This window comes from Halomonas sp. BN3-1, from assembly GCF_003056325.1.
In the GTDB taxonomy this organism is placed as follows: domain Bacteria; phylum Pseudomonadota; class Gammaproteobacteria; order Pseudomonadales; family Halomonadaceae; genus Halomonas; species Halomonas litopenaei.
Genome location: NZ_PYVV01000006.1, coordinates 34,070 through 52,843 on the forward strand (window position 1 = coordinate 34,070; position 18,774 = coordinate 52,843).

The window sequence follows — 18,774 nt, forward strand, 5'->3', positions numbered from 1 at the left end:
GGGTGATCACGCAACCAATGCCATTAGTCGACTGTCTGAGTTCGAATCATAATGAGGCGCTAATACGCGCCGAAGCCCTGGCCGCCTATCCAAATGAGGCTGTGTGGTTGATCACCGACCACGGCTGCCGGCAGGTAGCCAATGTGGCAGACGCCCCCCGAACCAGCTTCGCCATTGCCAAGCGCGATATGGCAGCGGCCACCGCCCAGGGTCTGCGGGCCATTGTTCACTCACACCCGGACTACCCGGACTGCCCCAGCGAGGCCGACATGCGCGGCCAGATTGCCTCGGGCGTTCCGTGGGGGATCGTGGCCACCGATGGCAACGCCACGACACCCGTTCGCTGGTGGGGCGGCGGCGACCGGCCGGAGCTTATCGGCAGGGGCTTCGTCCACGGCGTGACCGACTGCTACGCCCTGATCCGCGACTACTACGCGATGGAACTGGGCATCGATCTTCCCGAGTTTCCTCGCTCGTGGGAATGGTGGCTCAAAGGGCAAGACCTCTACCGCCAGGGTTTCGAGCAGGCGGGGTTCCGCGTTATCGAAGCGGACAAGGCCATGCCCGGCGATATGTGGTTCGCCCAGCTTCGCAGCGACGTGCCCAACCATGGCGGCGTCCTGGTCGAGAACGGGCTATGCCTGCACCATCCGTCTGGCCGGCATCCTGTCGACCCCACCCGGATTTCGCGCCGAGACCCTGCCGCCCGTTGGCTCCCCTACATCACCCACTGGCTCCGTCACACGTCGAGGGACTGATGAAAACGCTCTATCTGCATGGCTTTCTTGGGGCTCGCTTCGGCGAGTCCTTTTCGTTGGACGTCCGTGACCCTGCCGAGGCCATCCGTGCGCTGTTGATCCAGATTCCCGGCTTCGAGGCTGTCATCCGTGATGGCGACTGGCATGTCGTGCGCGGCCCTCTCGATGGCGGCGTGTCGCTCGACGAAGAAGGTCTGATGGTCGGCATGGATGACGACACCGAGATTCACTTACTCCCAGCGGTCGCCGGGGCTGGGGGCGATGGTATCTGGCAGACCATTGCGGGCGCCGTCCTGATGGTTGCCAGCTTCTGGGCTGGCCCCGTTTTCGGGCCCGGGATGTTCAATGCGGGCCTGGCTCTTGCCTTGGGTGGTGTCGCACAGATGCTGTCGCCCACCCCGCAGACAGGCGACTACGGCGAGCGGGAGCGACCCGACGAGCGCCCTTCCTTCCTGTTCGATGGACCCACCAACACCAGCACCCAGGGCCTGCCGGTGCCGGTGATCTATGGCCGCGTGAAGGTGGGTAGCGTTGTGGCATCTGCCGGCATGACTGCTGAGGAGCTGGACGAATGACCGATCTGGTTGTCTATGGCGCGAAAGGCGGCAAGGGCGGCGGCGATGAAGCCCGCACTCCCCGCGAGGCGCCCAACACCCTTCGCTCCACCTCCAAGGCCAGGATCATCGACGTGCTGGGCGAGGGGCCGATTGTCGGCCTGACCAATGGCCTCAAGAGCATCTATCTGGATGAGACGCCGCTGCAGGACGAGGGTGGCGACTTCAACTTCCAAGGCGTGACCGTTCACACCCGCACTGGTGAGCCTGATCAGTCGCACATCGCCGGCTTTCCCGCTGTGGAGACGGCCAACGACGTGTCGACCGAGGTGACCAACGCCACGCCAGTCGTTCGCACCGTCACCAACCCGGAGGCCGATGCCGCTCGCGTTACCGTCCAGGTGCAGGCGCTCAGCTACCAGAACGTCGAGAATGGCGATCTGCTGCCCACCGAGGTGGCGGTGGCCGTCGATGTTCGCCCCAATGGAGGCAGCTGGTCCGAGAAGCGCTACGACATCATCAAGGGCAAGACCACCAGCCCCTACCAGCGGTCCTATCGTGTGCCGCTCACCGGTGATGGCCCCTGGGACATCCGCGTGCGCCGAGTGACGCCCGACAACGGCAGCGCCACCCTGCGCAACGCGACGTACTGGGCCACTTACACCGAGATCATCGACGCCAAGCTGCAGTATCCCGATACCGCACTGGTCGGGCTCGAGGTCGATGCCCAGGATTTTGGCAGCCAGATCCCCTCGCGCAGCTACGACGTCAAGGGCTTGATCGTCCGGGTGCCGACCAACTACAACCCCGAGACTCGCGAATACACCGGCCTGTGGAATGGCTCGTTCAAGCTGGCCTGGACCGACAACCCCGCCTGGTGCTTCCTCGACCTGGCCACCAGCGAGCGGTACGGCGCCGGGCTGGAGAACGTCGACAAGTGGGGCCTCTACCAGATCGCCCAATACTGCGACGAGCTGATCCCTGATGGCTTCGGCGGCCAAGAACCGCGCTTCACCTTCAACACCGTGCTGTCGAGCCGAGAGGAAGCCATCAAGGCGCTCGATACCCTGGCGACTGCGTTCCGTGGAATGACCTACTGGGGCGCCAATACCGTCATGGCGACAGCCGACATGCCGGCCGATCCGGTCAAGCTGGTGTCGCCGGCCAATGTCGTCGACGGTGAATTCGAGTACAGCGGCACCGCGCTCAAGGCCCGGCACTCGGTCGCTCTGGTGAGCTGGAACGACCCTGGCGATAACTATCGCCTCCAGGTCGAGGTCGTTGAGGATGCCGATGCCGTCCAGCAATTCGGCTGGAAGCAGATCGACGTCACCGCCGTAGGCTGCACCAGTCGCGGCCAGGCACACCGCCTTGGCAAATGGATGCTCTACAGCGAGCGCGCTGAAACCGAGACGATCACCTACCAGGCCAGCGTCGACCATGCCGACCTGCGCCCGGGCGACATCATCGCAGTCAACGACCCGACCACGGCCGGCGCCCGGCTTTCTGGCCGGATCGTTCGCCCGGGGCTCTCTGCCCTGGTGCTTGACCAGGTGCCCGAGCAGGTCAGCGGCAGCGACTGGTACCTGGACGTGCTGTTGCCCACCGGGGGGATTGAGCGCAGGCAGGTCGACCGGTTCGCCGGTGATCATGTCGAGTTGGTCAGCCCGCTCTCAGCTGAGCCGATCCGTGGCGCCATCTGGATGCTGTCGAGCCAAGACGTGGAGCCACGCAAGTTCCGGGTGCTGTCCGTTGCTGAGCAGGAGACAGCGATATACCAGATCACCGCCGTCGAGCATGACCCGACGAAGTACGATCGCGTCGAGCAGGGCCTCAACCTGCCGGACGAGGATTACACGCTGATCCCGACCGGCCCGGTGGCGGCGCCCTACTCCATTACCGTCGAGGCATCCAAGTACCTGGCTGGCGGAACCGAGCACCAGAAGATCACCGTCAGTTGGACGCCCAGCGATGACGCTCGAGTCGTCCGTTATATTGCCGAGGTGCAGGGGCCGAATGACGTGTCATGGGGTGAGGCCTTCACAGGCCCGGGCACGTCGTTCGACATCCTCGATGCAGAGCCGGGTGAATGGCAGATCCGTGTCCGCGGCATCACCGGCACCGGCTCCGCGTCGCCCTGGGCGTACCGGACCACCAACGTGGCCGGCCTGCTGCTGCCGACGCCGCCGGATAGCGTGGACATCCACGTTGGCACCTTCACCATCACCCTGACACCCAGCGGCCTCTATCCCGGGCAAATGTGGGAATTCTGGCGCTCTAACGTGGCGCTCGAGACGGGGCTCATCGAGTCAAATGCCGTGCGTGTCGGCGTCGGCGCCGTTCTCACCGATACTGAGCTATCCCCCGACACTACCTATTACTACTACATCCGAGGAGTCAACGCCTACGGCGCCTCGGACTGGTACCCGGTGCAGGCCACTACCGACAACGACCCGTCTGTGATCATGGACATCATTAGCGGGGAGATAAAGGAGTCCGACCTCTGGCCAGAACTACAGCAGGACATCGAACAGATAACCGACAACAGCAACGCCATCCAGCAGGAGGTGCTCGACCGGCAGGACGGTGACGAGTACAGCATCCAGCAAATCAACACCGTTCAAACGCAGCTTGGACAGGACATCGCCAGCGTCGAGGAGCAGGCAACGACAGCGATCAATGCTCAAGGCGATAGGATCAGCGCCATGTGGACGTTGCGCGTAGGCGCCAACGGCCTCGTGGGCGGCATTGGACTGGCAAACGATGGGGCTCAGGTCGATTTCATCGTCCGAGCAGATAGGTTTGCAGTTGCTCCGCCGGGCCTGCCGGAAAGCGAAGTCATCCCCTTCTTCGTGCAGGGCAGCACCACCTACATCAAAGAAGCGCTGATCCAGTACCTGACGTTCACCAAGCTCAAGGCGTCCGATGGCTCGTTCATCGTCGAGAACGGCAAGGTCAAGGCCAGCTACATCCAGGCCGATGAGCTCCATGTGGATTACGGCAAGCTGTTCAACATCGACGTGCAGAACGCCCATATTCGTAACGGCGCCATCACCAACGCCAAGATCGGCAATGCAGCGATCACGCGAGCCAAGATCGGAGACGCACAGGTCGACACGCTGCAGATTGCCGGGCAAGCGGTGACCATCCCAGTCGGCACGTCACGAACCTCTGGAGCATCGAGCAATGAAAATTGGGTTGACTGGCTATCCGTTTACATCAATGGCGAAGGAGGGAGAGTGTTCGCCACATTCTCGGCGACGAACGCGAATGGCGGTGGTAGCCGAGCGTACTTCCGGTGGGTGGTCAATGGCGCCGTGCAGTTCGAAATGCCTTCAGGTGATGGCGAGGTAAATTTTGGCTTTACCTTAGACGCCGGCAACAGGCACGGCGTCACTATTGCCATTCAGTGCCGCGGATTCAGAACAGTGAATAGCACGATGTCTACCCTAGTTGCCGAGAGTAAAAAAAGATGATCATCGCAATCTACTGCGAACTGACCGGTGCCATCCTGCGCGTCACAGACTGCCCCGAAGACCATGTCGAGATGCAGTGTGGTGAGCACGAAGACTATGTCGAGGTCGAGGCAGGCTTTGACGATGCCGCCCACTACGTGGACCTGGCGGACGGACAGATCAAGCCGAAGCAGCGCCGAGATGCTCAGGTTACAGTCGAGGGCTTAACGGCCACCATCACCGGGCTGGAGCCTGGCACCCTGCTGGCAATGGACGGCCACCAGATGGTCACCACCGGCGACAGCGCCCAGCTCGATGTCGATGTGCCGGGCACCTTCCAGGTCCAACTGGTCGGCCCCGCCTGGCGCCTCGATGAGACCCTGGAGGTAACGATCGATGGATAGATTGAGCGTTCGCCGGTTCTCCTCCCGAGCAGAGGCCGAGCGGCACTATCTGGAATTAGTGGACAGCGAGGCCGAGGCTGCTCGCTACGTTTCACCCGCCCAAGAGGCCGTCTACCAACTCAAGTTGGCCGAGGCGGCCCAAGGCTCGGGGCCAATGGTCGAAGCCGAGGCGACCGCCACAGACGCTGACGTGACCACCGTATGTCAGCGCATCAAGCGCGCTCGCACCCGATGGGAAAAGCGTGCCGGCACCATCGAGGAGGCGCGTATCGCGGCCAAGGCAGATATTCGAAGATCCGACACACCCGCCGACATGCACCGGGCCCTGGCCCGCTTTCGCAACGCACTCTAACAGCCCGCCAAGCGCGGGCTTTTTTGTGGGAGACACACCATGGCAGTGACGCTTACCGGCGTACTGAAAGACCCCTATGGCCAGCCGCTGCCCGGGGCAACCATTCGATTTGACGCCGTCAGGACATCCGCCACCGTCCTGAACCACATCCGTGCCGAGGCGATCACTGACGCCCAGGGCGACTACTCCATCTCAGTCGAGGTGGGTCGCTACGACGTGCGCGTGATGCAGGGGCGCTCATTCCTCGAGCTCGCCAAGAATCTGGAGGTGCGTGCTGACTCCACCGCCACCGATCTCAACGAGCTGGTGGTCGAGTGGCAAGGTGAGCAAGACCTGACGCCTGGCATCGTGATCGAGTTCCGGGCATTGGTGGACGAAGCCCGCGGGTACCGGGATGAGGCCGTGGCCTCTGCCGGCGAGGCGGCCGCAAGCGAATCCAACGCTGCCGACAGTGCGTCGGCGGCCAACGAATCAGCCTCAAACGCGGCTACGAGTGAGCATAATGCCGCCAACTCGGCGAGCGCAGCCAGCGCATTGGCATCCAGCGCCTCCGACAGTGCCGACGCCGCGTCAACCAGCGAGGCGAATGCCGCCAGCTCAGCCAGTGCGGCAGCAGCGAGCGAGGGCAATGCGGCCACCTCTGCCTCGAATGCAGCGAGCGCTGCGAGCGCCGCTGTGGCCAGCGAATCGAATGCTGCAGGATCAGAAAGCGCAGCAGCAGCTAGCGAGGCAGATGCCGCCCAATCTGCGACTGATGCAGCTGCTTCCGCCGCCTCCATAGATGCTGCAGACCTTGTTCATGCGCCTGGCTCCGGGCTGCCAAACGAGGCCGGCGACATTTACAGCCGCAATGCTGCTGAGTTCGATGCGGCTGGATCAGCCGCCAGTGCTGAGTCAGCAGCCAAAAGCTATGCCGACACCAAGGCCAGTGAAGCCCAGGCACATGCCGTACAGCGCTCGAACCATACAGGCACGCAAACCCTGAGCACTATCTCGGATGCCGGAACAGCGGCAGCAAAGAATGTTGGGACAGTCGCCGGGAATGTAATGGAGGTCGGGGCTTTTGGCCTGGGGATTGCCGAAGGGTGGACAGTAGACTCTCTCAACATCGACGAACTGAAAACCGCAGGTATTTTCAGCTTCTCGGGTAGCGCAGGAACCCCACCCCCTTGGTTTGCGGGGGAGGGAGGGACTGTTGTCGTATCTCGCCACGGAGGAGCGTTCGTTACTCAGGTAGCCACTGCCGGTGGGTCAGGGAAAATGGCGGTAAGGACAGGGGGCGGGCCATCATTTAGCTGGGACGAATGGAGGTTGATTTACACGTCAAACTCCATTGTTTCTAGCGTTTACGATACTGGAGGTATTCCGGGAGGAGGGGTATTCGAGGTTGGGTACAATACTAACGGCAGTTTTTTGAAACTTGCCGATGGTACGTTGATCTGCGTATTCACTGGCACCAGGGATATATATACAACCACGGCTTCAGGCAGCCTATTTAGATCCCCGTCAGGCATTGTCTGGACGTTTCCTTCTGCTTTCCACACTGTCCCTTATTCAAGTTTTGAGTACCGAAGGTCGGGCTCCCTGATCTGGTTTGTGTCCGATGACACCGGATCGAAGACTCAAATGAGCATGTATGCAATGAGTCCGCAAAGCGGTAGCTATGCGGAAGGGTTCTTCCGCGCTTTTGCCATAGGTCGTTGGAAATAAGGAGACGTTATGAAAGCCATACTCACACCACAAAACAGTACAGGCACTACCTACAGTTACCGGGCTGAGGGCGATGTCCTGCACGTCACCGTTAACGGGGTCGAGGACTTCTTCGACTTCACGGGCATGCCAGACGGGTCTGCCAGTGACTTCGAGACCGCCTTGGAGCCGAACCCGCTGATCCAGGCCACTAAGGCCGACGGTGAGCTGACTATCACGCTGTTGGGCTGGTACGGCAATGCCCCAGTGCAGGGCGAAGAAGAGACCGACGAAGCTTTCCAGGAACGCCTGGCAGAGTACGAACTGGCCAAGACTGAACGCGAGGTGACCATCTAATGGGTGCAGTGAACTGGGTGCCGGCACCGACTGCCGAAGAACTGCTTGAGGAAGCAAAGGCCGCTACCATGCGTCGCATCAACGCGGCCTACGAAGCCGAGCTGGCCAGCATCCGCAGCGAGTATCCGGAGTCTGAGCAGATGACCTGGGATAAGCAGGAGCGAGAGGCGCGGGCATTCCTGGCTGACTCAGCTACCGCCACGCCCCTACTGGATGCCATGGCCACGGGCAGGGGCATGGATAAGACCGAGTTAGCGTCGCGGATCATAGCCAAGGCCGATGCCTGGATGCAGGCAAGCGGCCTGGCGACAGGGAAGCGCCAGGCTCTTGAGGATCAGGTGAAGGCCGCCGAGACGGTGGAAGCGGTTGAGGCGATCAGCTGGGAGTGAGATGAAGGGGCCAAGGATGGCTCTACATCATCTGTTCAGCTTGTTGACGATCCACCCAACAGGGCGCGTTAAGATATCATCAAATTTTCTAAACAGAGTTGAAAACAATAAATTGAGATTGGACTGTTTTGCATGCAACTCTATCCTCGCAACTTCCTCGGCATCAGCTAGTAGATCTTTTTTATGTTTAATGTCCAGCATTGCCATATCTTCGCCGTCCATGTGCTCATGAAAATCAAGTCGCTCAAATAAACGATCAAACAAAACAACTTCATTACGGCGCATAAATATGTAATTTATACTATACACACGTCTAGCCTCTTCATTCGCAGATCTGCTGAGGTCCGATTTTTTGTCGACATAATCTGTAATATGCTTTTCAGCATGTGAGTAGCACATTTCCAGATACGCTTCATCGTACTCTATGCTCTTTTTAATAGCATCAATCAGAAGAAAGTACGCTTCTTCCTTTTTCTCCCAAGCCTTTTCTTTTTTAAACTTTCCCAGTGCTAAAGTTGTAGTTATTGACGCCGTCACCAATGCCACTAAAAATGGCATGACGAACGATAACCACACGGTTCCACCCTGCTCCATACTGCACTCCATTAGTTGAATCTCCGCCTCAACTGCCCCACTTCTGCCCGCTGATCCTTCGCCAGCCGCCACACGCCATCGCTGATGCCGTGCTTGCGGGAAAGCAGATACTGCGGCGTGCCTGGCTCCCACCAGTCGTCCTTGACCTCATTGCCAAGGATGCAGCGCCCGCTGATCAGCCAGCCCTGCCAGACAACGTGGTACTCGACCAGCCTGTCGATCGGCGGCGATGACCGGCTCAGGCCGAGCCAGCCCTTGCGCTCGAGGCGTTTGCGCCACTGGGTGATCTCGTACTCGCTCATTGGCACCACTGGGTCTTGCTGGCCCCTGGCCGGTGTGGCCGTGCGAGACAATCAGTACGGGCACGAGTCAGCTCTACGAAAAGTGGCGCTCAATCCGGTTGCAGTGAGTTCCGGATAGCCTCGTGGCCACATGAACGGCATTTTATGATGTAGCACCTCCCATGCGGGGCACCCGGCCGGATCTCGAACTGGCTCCACGGTGAGCGATCGGTGACGTTGAACTCGGCAGAGTGGCATTTCAGGCAGTACATTTCCCAGCCGCCTTCCACGGTCGCAAAATTGATCATCGGCATGTCCAACATGACTATCCTACGTCTAGCCTCCTAGTGCTTAGCGTAGAACATGATGTCAGCTTCTGTGCCGAAGCGGTACTAGCCGAGTAAGTCTGTGCAGGCTCAGCCGTCTGCCTGCTGACTACCAAAGACACCAGGCTCACGAGCACCGGGGCTCATTGAGATGGCGTCACAGCATGATGTCGTAGTTGACTGCCCACCTCAGCCATACCAGTCAGGCTGCATAGAGGCGCGCAGGTTCTTGTGGCCACAGGCCCTGCACGTAATGATGAAGCATCTGCCCCAAGGACCGTCTGGCACCACTTCGAAAAGCCTCCAGCCTTGCCGCCCTGTCTCCTGAAATTCGACGGCTTGGCAAACCAAGCACCGCATTTCCAGCCCGCTCTCCACAACCTGGTAACTGATCATCTGCGTGAGCATCCCTGTCTCCTGAAAACAAAGTGCTTGGCTCAGCGTAGATCAGAGCGGTACGAGGTGCGATCCACAATCTACGATCTGCTATAACCTTTCCGCCATCGCCACTACCTTGCTCGCAACCCGAATCTAAGATGGTCGAAGACTATCCGGATGCAGCGATTTTCGTCGCGATACATGGCGGCATACGCGGCACCTGACGGTGTATCGTCCCCCATTTTTTGTTTCAGGCTGAATTTCGAATTGGAGCCACGGAGAATCTGAGTAGTGGTTAAACTCTAGCGTGTAACAGTTTCTACAGAACAGCTCCCATCCACCATCTACAGCTGTAAAGCTTATTATTTCTTCTCTCATGAGCCCTGCCCCTGCGAGCCAAAATTCACTGACCTGTGCTCGAACACGCCGCAACCAGGCCTTAAAACTATCTTTTTTCACTTCTCTATGCTGGTCCGAGCGTGAGCATCCCAATGTCTCAAAATACTGTTACACTCAGGAACATAGAAGACTTGGAGAGACGCTATGAATGACACAACATCCATCAAGGTAGAAGCGCATTACAGCGAGATTGGGTCAGAAATCGAGTGGGACATTGTGGAGTACAAGCCGGGTGCCCAACGACATGTACTTGATACACTCGAAAGTGAGGTTGATGCTCGCTGCAAAGCAGCCTGCATTGCCTTTGAGACTTATATGAAATCAGTGGGAATTTCTACGCAAAAATAGGCAATACATTATCTTTAACTATCTCCATTCCCTGCGTCATCATTGTTGATGACCATCACGCCGCCTCTGTGACGTAAAGTATTCTATAACATCGATGAGAAGCATGCCAGTATGAGACAATCGCCCAATTCTCACCCTGTTTCTATCATCTCGCCAATCGGTAGACTTAGATATAATTTCTATAGAAGACAGTATCTCCCTGAGCAGCTCTAACTTTTCCTTAAGCTCATCTTGCTCGCAACCATCAGTTTCTTCTAACAAAAGCGTTCCTGTTTCAGCAATTCATATAGTATATGCTGACATAGCAAAGCTCGTAGGACCACAACGTTGCTCACACCTGCACAATTCCGGAAAATCACTCCGTAAAAGTAATAAAAATCAACTAGACAACTCATAAAAGAAGCTAAGCAATGACTAGATTTCTAATACATTGCTTGTAAAAATACCAGTCAGATGCTTTGCTAGACGCCTTTGTCCCGTTCCTAAGTAAAAGTCGTTGTCACCAAGAAATCTCACCGTACCTTGATATGGTCGCAATTTGGTCGCACAGTTAATGCCTGAGAGGCAGCTATGTCCAGCATTACGCAACTTTAAGTGACTGATTTTCATAAAAACCGCATTGCAAGCGCGGCCGCCAATTAGATCAGATCGAACTTAAAATCCCTCGGTGGCAACACCGTGCCGGTTCGAGCCCGGCTCCGGGCACCAACCCTATCGATGTCTTACGTGACTCACTCCCTCGATGACCTGCCTTGTGGTGGTGTTCTGGTCGCGTTCTGGTCGCGCAGCCCACTTTAGCCATCTAGCCGTTGGCGTTGCACGCCAGACGCTTTCCCTGCCCCGCCCCGTCTTTCATCGTCCTCTGATCGCCCTCTTGTCGCTTTGTCATCGCCTTCTCATCGTTCCCCACATCCTTGCTCATCGCTTGCGCCGAAATATCAATAATGGCGAATAAAGAAATACCTCCTATAGTGAATTGTGCCAGTTCAGTTCACGGACGGCAGAGCGCCATATCGCCTCGATGGAGTGAGCGCGGGCCTTCACAGGGTTCAGGGACGACTTCCAGGAGATGCCACATGAAACGCACGCTAGTCGGATCGACCATGATCGCCGCATTTGTGATGGCGGGCAGCACCTTCGCCATGGATTCGGAAGCCCTGCAGGAGCACATGCAGGAAATCGAGGAGAAAGCCCAGCAGAACAGCGAAGAGGACCGGGTGGAAGCCCTCGAGCAACAGGTCGAGGACCTCAAGGAGCTCATTCACAAGATGATGGAAGAGGACGCTGCCGCCTGAGCCTTTGGCGCTGAGCCTTGCCAAGTCATGACGTGCGGCCATGACGTGCGACCATGACTCACCACAATGACTCACCATGATGAAAGGGGCCCCAGGGACGGGGCCCCTTTCCGTTGTCAGCCACCTGGACACCGTCCCTCGAGACATCATTTGGCTCGGGACGGCACGCGAGCCTGCGTGGTAAACTTCACCCCCATTTTCATCAGCACTGCACGGTCTTCAGCATCTTGAGCGACAATGCTTCTCTACCCCGAGATCCCCTGCCCGACGATCTCGGACAGCGTATGACGGCGCCTCCCACCGCCCACCCTCAACCGGCTCGAGAGCCGGCCCCAGGCCGACAGAGAGGCTGAACCATGCTGCTCGGACGCCTGCGCGACCCTTTCATCAATCACCGCCATCGCCGCCTCTTCCACGTACTCCGGGTCAGTCTGGCACTGATCGTGACCTTTGCCATCGTCCAGACGTTCCCCTTCCAGCACAGTGGCTGGGCGCTGGTGAGCACGGTCATGGTGATGGGCAACCTTCCCCATATCGGGGGCGTACTGGACAAGGGGCGCCAGCGCCTGGCCGGCACCCTGATCGGCGCCGCCCTCGGCCTGGCGCTGATCATCCTCCCGCTGCCAGGCTGGGGGGTACAACTCGGCGCACTGATCGGCATCGCCATCGCCACCTGGGTGGTCTTCGGCGGTCGCCAGGCCTACAGCGGACTGATGTTCGCCATCAGCCTGCTGCTGGTGATCGGCGACGGCTCGCAACAGCTCAGCGTGGCACTCTGGCGAAGCGCCGACGTACTGCTCGGCACCCTGGTCGGCATCGGCGCCACCCTGGTCTTCCTGCCCCACAAGGCCACCGACATGCTGCGCTTCCTGCTGGCCGACTGTCTGGATCGCATGGCGCGGCTGTATCACACCCACACCAGCGCCACATCGGCACCGGGCATCGATACCCAGGCACTGTTCAAGGCCGCCAGCCAATTGCTGGTCAAGCAGCGCGGACTGACCGACGCGGTCCACCGCGAAGGACGCCTGACCCGCGGCGAGGTCGACGAGCTGATCTCCTACCAGCGACGCATGCTGTCCACCCTGGAGCTATTGCTCGAGACCCACTGGACCACGCGCGCCGGTCACGAACAGATCGATGCCATGGCAGGACTGCGCGATCAGCAGCACGCCCTGGCGCGGGATCTCGGCACTCTCGCCTTCGAGGTGCGCACCGGACGCCCGGTCACGCTCGAGGTCACGCCCTTCGCGCTGGACGATTTCGCCGACCTCGCCTCCACGGCACGCGCCGAGGATGGCAGAATGCTGTTCAGCCCCAGCGGCTATCTCTGGCTGAACCGGGAGCTGGCCCGCCTGACCGAAGCGACCGCCCGCCGCCTGGGCGGACTCGAGCGACTACCCAGCAGGCGCCTGCGCCGCCGCGCCCCCCGACACGGGCTCCACCGAGCCCCCTCTTTCGACCGCAAGGAAGGAACCACGCATGGCAAACGCCCCTCTTGACGTCCTCATCATCGGTGGCGGCGTCGCCGGTCTGGCGATGGCCCTGGAGATCGCCGATCGCCGGCCGGTCACCCTGCTGCGCCCCGGTGTCGAGGCGCAAGGTGCCAGTCGCTGGGCCCAGGGTGGTATTGCCGCGGTGTTGTCGCCTCAGGACGACATCGAGGCCCACATCCAGGATACCCTGATTGCCGGGGACGGGCTGTGCGATGAAGCGGCGGTGCGCTTCACCGTGGAAAACGGCCCCGACGCCATCGCCTGGCTGTTGAGCCTTGGCGTGCCCTTCACGCCGGATCCCGAGGCGGCCAGCGGTTATCCCTACCACCTCACGCGGGAAGGCGGCCACAACGCTCGCCGAATCATCCACGCCGACGACGCCACCGGCCGGGCCGTGACCGACACCCTGCTGGCCCGGGTGCGCGCCCATTCGCAGATCACGCTGCGCGACGACCTGATCGCCGTCGAACTGCTCACCGATGACCTGGGCGCCTGCTGCGGTGCCCGCTGCCTGGATGCCCACCAGCGCCCTCACGACCTTGTCGCCCAGGACACCGTCCTGGCTACCGGCGGCGCCAGCGGGCTCTACCTGCATACCACCAGCCCCGCCCCGGCCAGTGGCGAGGGCATGGTCATGGCCTGGGAGATCGGCGCCGAACTGATGAACCTGGAGTTCCAGCAGTTCCACCCCACCTGCCTGTTCGATCCACAGGGACCGCCCTTTCTGGTCAGCGAGGCGGTAAGAGGCGAAGGCGGCCTGCTGCTGAACGTGCGTGGCGAGCGGTTCATGCCCGCCATCGATGAGCGCGCCGAACTGGCCCCGCGAGACGTGGTCGCCCGCGCCATCGACGCCGAGATGCAGCGCACCTCGAGCGACCATGTGCTGCTGGACATCCGTCACCTCGGCGACGCCGCCATACGTCACCACTTCCCCACCATCCACGCCCACTGCCTCACACGTGGCCTGGATATCACCACCCAGGCCATCCCGGTGGTGCCGGCGGCCCACTATAGCTGCGGCGGCGTCGCCACCGACCATCGGGGAGCCACGCGCGTGGCGGGGCTCTACGCCATCGGCGAAGTCGCCTGCACCGGACTGCACGGCGCCAATCGCATGGCCAGCAACTCATTGCTCGAGTGCCTGGTCTACGCCAGATCCGCCGCTCGCCACCTGAGTGAGCCGGCGCCGGGACGCACCTTGACACCACGGCCGAGCGCAACAACCGGAGATCGACAGGTTTCCAGCGAGAAACTCGCCTCGTTGCGCCAGCGCGTCCGCCAGATCATGAGCGCGAGGGTCGCCATCGTGCGCCAGGACGAAGGGCTAGCCGAGGCACGCACGACCCTCGAGCAACTGGAATCGGAGTTTCATGACCTGACTCGGGGCGGCGCCGCGAGTGTCGAGCTGCACGCCTGTCGCCAGGCGCTCACTCTGGCCAGTCTGACGGTCGCCAGCGCCTGCACCAGGCGAGAATCCCGGGGGCTGCACTACAATCCGGACTGCGCACGCCACGCGGACCGGACACCGCAACCGTCACGCCAGATCAAACCCGCCTGAGGCAAGGTCGCCGGCCCTGCTCAGCTCACGGGCCCCGGCCGCCGCGACCATCGTCGTCCAGGTAACGGCTGTCGTTGAAGGTGGCGACCCAGTGTGGGTGGTAGAACATCAGAATGCTCAGCAGCATGCCGCTGATAAAGGCCTCCGACGGCATCAGCAGCGGCAGGAAACGCGCGTACTCGCTGGCCTGGAATAACGCTGACGGGTCACTGGCGCCGAGCCGCGTCAACCCCAGCACCGCGAGCCCCGAAGCCAGTGCCGACAGCGCCGCGCACCAGAACCCGCCGATAAACAGGAAAACCATGGGATGAGATGGCAGCCGTCGATCGACCAGGCGCCAGATCAGCACCGTCACCAGCATCGGTACCAGGCCGGTGACCACCAGATTGACGCCCAGCAGTGGCCAGGCGACGCGCCCGGTCAGCACCAGTGACAGATTGACCAGCAGACAGCTCAAGAGCGCCAGGGGGCCTCGAAAGACCAGCGTCATCAGAGTGGTGAACAGCAGGTGCAGACTGAGCCAATCGACCGCCTGGGCCCTTAGTTGCCACAGCATCGCCACCATCAGCGTTGCCGCCAGCCAGCGATGCTGCAGGCCAGTATCTTGAAAGAGGGCGCGCCAGGGACGCTGGAAAAGGGCAAGCACCAGGGCCGACAACGCCACCCCCGCGCAAACCCAGATCAGCCAGGGGGCAAGGATCACCTGAGCAAAGGACATGGCCCCTCCTCTTCCTGCTGCCTACCTGTGCGGGCGATTCCGGCTCGGTTGGCATGCCTGGGTGAGTGACCGGACCAGGCGCCGGGCGTAGAAAGAACGGCCGGCGCCCTTGATGCCGGCTCAGGCAAAGACGACGGTCTTGTTGTCGTGGATCAGCACCCGATCCTCGAGGTGCCAACGCAGCCCCCGTGCCAGCACGGTCTTTTCTACATCGCGCCCGAAACGCACCAGGTCATCCGGCGTATGACAGTGACTGACCCTGTGAATATCCTGCTCGATGATCGGCCCGGCGTCGAGTTCCTCGGTGACGTAGTGGCAGGTCGCACCAATCAGCTTGACGCCGCGCTGGTAAGCCTGGTGATAAGGCTTGGCCCCGGCAAAGGATGGCAGGAAGCTATGGTGAATGTTGATGACTCGCCCACTGTAGCGCTCGCACAGATCAGGCGGAAGAATCTGCATATAGCGCGCCAGCACGATACTGTCGGCCTCGGACGCCTCGACCAGACGCTCGACCTCGGCGAAGGCGGCACTCTTGTCGTCTGCCGAAACCGGCACATGATGGTAGGGAATACCGTGCCACTCGACCATCTTGCGCATGTCGTCATGGTTCGAAATCACCGCCGCAATCTCGCAATCGAGCTCTCCAGCGGTCCATCGATACAACAGATCCACCAGGCAATGAGATTCCCTGGAAACCATCAGCACGACGCGACGCTTCTGACGAGTGTCGCGCAGCGCCCAGTCCATCTCGAATTCACGCGCTACCGGCGCAAAGGCCTCGCACAGGGCTTCCTTCGACATGCCGATGGAGTCGGCCAGGATTTCGTAGCGCATGAAGAAGCGACCAGAGGCCAGGTCCGAGTGCTGATTGGCCTCGGTGATGGAACCACCGTGGCCAGCAATGAAGTTCGACACCCTGGCGACAATACCCAGTCGATCGGGACACGACACGACCAGACGATAGAAATGGGACATAACACCTGTATCCTTGGACCAACTCTCGGTGACCAACCTTGCACCACCATGGGGAGGGGCGATGAGCACGCCCATTCGGGGCATGCATTGTAGCGAAAAGTGAGATGGCGAACGACCGCTGCACGGGTCCTTTGACCTCTCGCGTTGAGTCGTGCGCGGTCGATCCCGTATAGTGAAATGAACACCGTCCACGATGCCGAGCATGATGCCGATTCCGCGAGCCCAGATTCGACCACGACGCCGCCCACCGGTGCATTTTCTGCCCCTGGGAGGCTGTGGCGAGATCGGCATGAATCTAAGCCTGTACGGCTATCAGGACGCCTGGATTGCCGTCGACTGTGGCATGCTTATTCGCCAGGACCTTCCTGGTGAGCCGCTCCAGGTGCCGGACACCTCGATACTGGATACCCGCGGCATCCGTCCGCAGGCGCTGCTCATTACCCATGGCCACGAAGATCATATCGGTGCCGCCGCCTGGCTATGGCCACGCTGGGCCTGCCCTATTCTGGCGACCCCTCTGGTCGCCGCCATGTTGCGCGTCAAGTTCGGCGAACGGGGACTTCCCACCGACGCGATAGACGTCATCGAACCCGGGGACGCCAGGGACATCGCAGGGTTTTCCCTCCGCTTCCTGCCGCTGACCCATTCCATCCCGGAAAGCTGCGCCCTGCTCATTCAGGCAGGCAACTCGCGCATCCTGCATACCGGCGACTGGAAACTGGACCCAGAGCCGCTGATCGGCCAGCCGGTGAACGAAGATCTGTTTCGCGCCCTCGCGCCGGTCGATCTGGTGGTGGGTGATTCCACCAATGCCAACGTGACCGGCCATTCACGCAGTGAAGGCGAGGTCGCAAGGGCCATGGTGTCTACCATCTCCCGCTGCCAGGGCCGCGTTGTCGTTTCCTGCTTCGCCAGCAATCTGGCTCGGGTCCTGGCCATCGGCCGCGCCGCTGCTCGTTGCGGACGTCGGATCAGCCTGCTCGGGCGCTCCATGGAGCGCATGGTGGGCCATGCCAGGCAACTGGGCTATCTCGACGACTTTCCAGCGCTGGTGCCCGTCAGCGACCTGGGCTATCTACCACCCGAGGAAGTACTGGTCATTGCCACGGGGAGCCAGGGCGAACCCCGCGCCGCGCTGTCGCGCCTTGCCCAGGGAAGGCACCCCCACTTCGAGCTGACCACTGGCGATACCGTCATCTTCTCGGCCAAGGCCATTCCCGGCAACGAGCACCTTATCGAGCGGCTCAAGCGCGGCCTGGCGCGCTTTCAGGTCACCATCATCGATGATGCCAGCCACCCCGAACTGCATGCCTCCGGGCACCCCGCACAGCAGGAACTGGAACGCTTCTATCGCTGGCTCCAGCCGACCAGGCTGCTGCCGGTCCATGGCGAGGAAAACCATCAGTCAGCGCATCAGGAACTGGCCTCTCGCCTGGGCATCGAGGCTCCGCTGGCACCTCGCAACGGCGATCTGATCCGCTTCGACCAGGGCGGCCTGACCCGCGAGGAAAGCTTCCCTCTGTCTCAGTGCATCATCGAACGCGGGGGCATCGACCGGCGTCAATCTCCGGCACATGCGCGCAATCGCCACGGCGTACTCTTCCTCGCCATCAGCCTGGTGGCGACCGACACCGGCTGGGCCAGAATTGGCCGGCTGATGATCGACTCAAGCCAGACCAGCCCCCTGGACGAGGACAATTTCATCGACTGGCTCGACGAACAACTCGACGACCTGGCCGTCGATACCCTGTCGGCGCTCCGTCGTGGCCTCTACCCTCGTATTCAGGCCTGGCTGGGCGAACACTTGCAGCGTCTGCCACAGGTCGAACTCCAGTTGATGGCGAGCGATATCGAAGGCATCGCCGGCGACGTCTGAGCCTCCCCCCTATAAACAAAACAACCGGCCCTGGACGTTTCCAGGGCCGGTCGCGGCTCGACGTTCGCCGTACTTGTGGCCGTGCCGTCACCATTCACGCGCTTTGCGTCATGCACGCGCCTTGGTGACACAGCGGCCAAGCTGCACTGGCGACGCGACACGTCCGTGCAAGGTCAGGTCAACCGAACTCGCGTGACCACACCTGCGCCAGCAGAATCACTTGGCGTTCTTGGGCGGACGTCCACGCTTGCGCTTGGGCTGCTCCGATACGAGATCATCCAGCGACAGGCCGGCTTCGGTGATCTGCTCACGGATCTCCGCCAGCTTCTGGGCCTTCTGCATCTCTTCTTCCTGGCGCTGGCGCTCCTCGTCGCGCTTCTGATCGATGACCTCCTCGACCACTTCCGCCAGTTTTTGCAGCTGTTCCATGCTCAGTTGACGAGCCGCTGCCCGTGCCACGTTCTTGTTTCTCGCAATGCGTTCCAATGATTCGCTGGACATAGCTCACTCCATAGCTTTGACACCAAGCGGCGCACGCCGCAATTCACTTGAAGAAAAGTATATGCAACCGG

18 protein-coding genes are annotated in these 18,774 nt (G+C 60.8%); 13 read left to right on the top strand and 5 right to left on the bottom strand.

Going from position 1 to position 18,774, the window contains the following annotated elements; translation table 11 throughout:
* The first annotated feature begins 17 nt into the window (after positions 1 to 17).
* From C9F12_RS09820 to C9F12_RS09855, 8 genes are read left to right on the top strand one after another with little or no spacing between them, the layout of a single operon-like run.
* On the top strand, positions 18 to 758 hold the full coding sequence (locus tag C9F12_RS09820; RefSeq protein WP_108448769.1) for an NlpC/P60 family protein: 741 nt from the start codon (positions 18 to 20) through the stop codon (positions 756 to 758).
* Positions 758 to 1,333: a tail assembly protein gene (locus C9F12_RS09825; RefSeq protein WP_162816444.1), complete on the top strand. Its 576-nt coding sequence runs from the start codon at positions 758 to 760 to the stop codon at positions 1,331 to 1,333. Before C9F12_RS09820 ends, C9F12_RS09825 begins: the two co-directional genes overlap by 1 nt.
* Positions 1,330 to 4,788: a phage tail protein gene (locus C9F12_RS09830; protein ID WP_108448771.1), complete on the top strand. Its 3,459-nt coding sequence runs from the start codon at positions 1,330 to 1,332 to the stop codon at positions 4,786 to 4,788. The genes C9F12_RS09825 and C9F12_RS09830 overlap by 4 nt, the downstream gene beginning before the upstream one ends.
* Entirely contained in the window at positions 4,785 to 5,171 is a 387-nt protein-coding gene (locus C9F12_RS09835) for a hypothetical protein (RefSeq protein WP_108448772.1), read from the top strand. Before C9F12_RS09830 ends, C9F12_RS09835 begins: the two co-directional genes overlap by 4 nt.
* Positions 5,164 to 5,523, top strand: coding sequence for a hypothetical protein (locus C9F12_RS09840; protein ID WP_162816446.1), 360 nt, complete (start codon positions 5,164 to 5,166; stop codon positions 5,521 to 5,523). The genes C9F12_RS09835 and C9F12_RS09840 overlap by 8 nt, the downstream gene beginning before the upstream one ends.
* Before the next feature lie 39 nt (positions 5,524 to 5,562).
* Complete coding sequence (locus tag C9F12_RS09845; protein WP_108448774.1) at positions 5,563 to 7,233, top strand: prophage tail fiber N-terminal domain-containing protein; 1,671 nt, start codon at positions 5,563 to 5,565, stop codon at positions 7,231 to 7,233.
* A 9-nt stretch (positions 7,234 to 7,242) separates the two neighbouring features.
* Positions 7,243 to 7,569 carry a hypothetical protein gene (locus tag C9F12_RS09850; protein WP_108448775.1) on the top strand — a complete coding sequence of 109 codons (327 nt, stop codon included), beginning with the start codon at positions 7,243 to 7,245 and terminating at the stop codon, positions 7,567 to 7,569.
* Positions 7,569 to 7,958: a hypothetical protein gene (locus tag C9F12_RS09855; protein WP_108448776.1), complete on the top strand. Its 390-nt coding sequence runs from the start codon at positions 7,569 to 7,571 to the stop codon at positions 7,956 to 7,958. Before C9F12_RS09850 ends, C9F12_RS09855 begins: the two co-directional genes overlap by 1 nt.
* 27 nt (positions 7,959 to 7,985) lie before the next feature.
* Here C9F12_RS09855 and C9F12_RS09860 read toward each other — a convergent pair whose 3' ends face one another.
* Together C9F12_RS09860 and C9F12_RS09865 are read right to left on the bottom strand one after the other, a co-directional pair.
* Positions 7,986 to 8,552 carry a hypothetical protein gene (locus C9F12_RS09860; protein ID WP_108448777.1) on the bottom strand — a complete coding sequence of 189 codons (567 nt, stop codon included), beginning with the start codon at positions 8,550 to 8,552 and terminating at the stop codon, positions 7,986 to 7,988.
* An 11-nt stretch (positions 8,553 to 8,563) separates the two neighbouring features.
* Complete coding sequence (locus C9F12_RS09865) at positions 8,564 to 8,854, bottom strand: hypothetical protein (protein WP_108448778.1); 291 nt, start codon at positions 8,852 to 8,854, stop codon at positions 8,564 to 8,566.
* 1,226 nt (positions 8,855 to 10,080) lie between these two features.
* On the opposite strand from C9F12_RS09865, the gene C9F12_RS22535 reads away from it, so the two are divergent.
* From C9F12_RS22535 to nadB, 4 genes are all read left to right on the top strand, one after another.
* Complete coding sequence (locus C9F12_RS22535; RefSeq protein WP_162816447.1) at positions 10,081 to 10,284, top strand: hypothetical protein; 204 nt, start codon at positions 10,081 to 10,083, stop codon at positions 10,282 to 10,284.
* A gap of 1,076 nt (positions 10,285 to 11,360) precedes the next feature.
* Entirely contained in the window at positions 11,361 to 11,579 is a 219-nt protein-coding gene (locus tag C9F12_RS09875) for a hypothetical protein (protein WP_045994191.1), read from the top strand.
* 356 nt (positions 11,580 to 11,935) lie between these two features.
* Positions 11,936 to 13,081, top strand: a complete 1,146-nt coding sequence (locus C9F12_RS09880) for an FUSC family protein (RefSeq protein WP_045994192.1) — start codon at positions 11,936 to 11,938, stop codon at positions 13,079 to 13,081.
* Positions 13,062 to 14,633: an L-aspartate oxidase gene (gene nadB, locus C9F12_RS09885; RefSeq protein WP_108448780.1), complete on the top strand. Its 1,572-nt coding sequence runs from the start codon at positions 13,062 to 13,064 to the stop codon at positions 14,631 to 14,633. Before C9F12_RS09880 ends, nadB begins: the two co-directional genes overlap by 20 nt.
* Positions 14,634 to 14,658: 25 nt before the next feature.
* Here the strand turns inward: nadB and C9F12_RS09890 are convergent, their stop codons facing one another.
* Together C9F12_RS09890 and purU are read right to left on the bottom strand one after the other, a co-directional pair.
* Positions 14,659 to 15,351, bottom strand: coding sequence for an energy-coupling factor ABC transporter permease (locus C9F12_RS09890; RefSeq protein WP_045994194.1), 693 nt, complete (start codon positions 15,349 to 15,351; stop codon positions 14,659 to 14,661).
* Between the two features lie 120 nt (positions 15,352 to 15,471).
* Positions 15,472 to 16,326: a formyltetrahydrofolate deformylase gene (gene purU / locus C9F12_RS09895; protein WP_045994195.1), complete on the bottom strand. Its 855-nt coding sequence runs from the start codon at positions 16,324 to 16,326 to the stop codon at positions 15,472 to 15,474.
* Between the two features lie 289 nt (positions 16,327 to 16,615).
* On the opposite strand from purU, the gene C9F12_RS09900 reads away from it, so the two are divergent.
* On the top strand, positions 16,616 to 18,202 hold the full coding sequence (locus C9F12_RS09900) for a ribonuclease J (RefSeq protein WP_108448864.1): 1,587 nt from the start codon (positions 16,616 to 16,618) through the stop codon (positions 18,200 to 18,202).
* Between the two features lie 216 nt (positions 18,203 to 18,418).
* On the opposite strand, the gene C9F12_RS09905 is transcribed toward C9F12_RS09900, so the two are convergent.
* Positions 18,419 to 18,703 (bottom strand): hypothetical protein, encoded by a 285-nt coding sequence (locus C9F12_RS09905; protein ID WP_045994196.1) that lies wholly within the window; start codon positions 18,701 to 18,703, stop codon positions 18,419 to 18,421.
* Positions 18,704 to 18,774 lie beyond the last annotated feature (71 nt).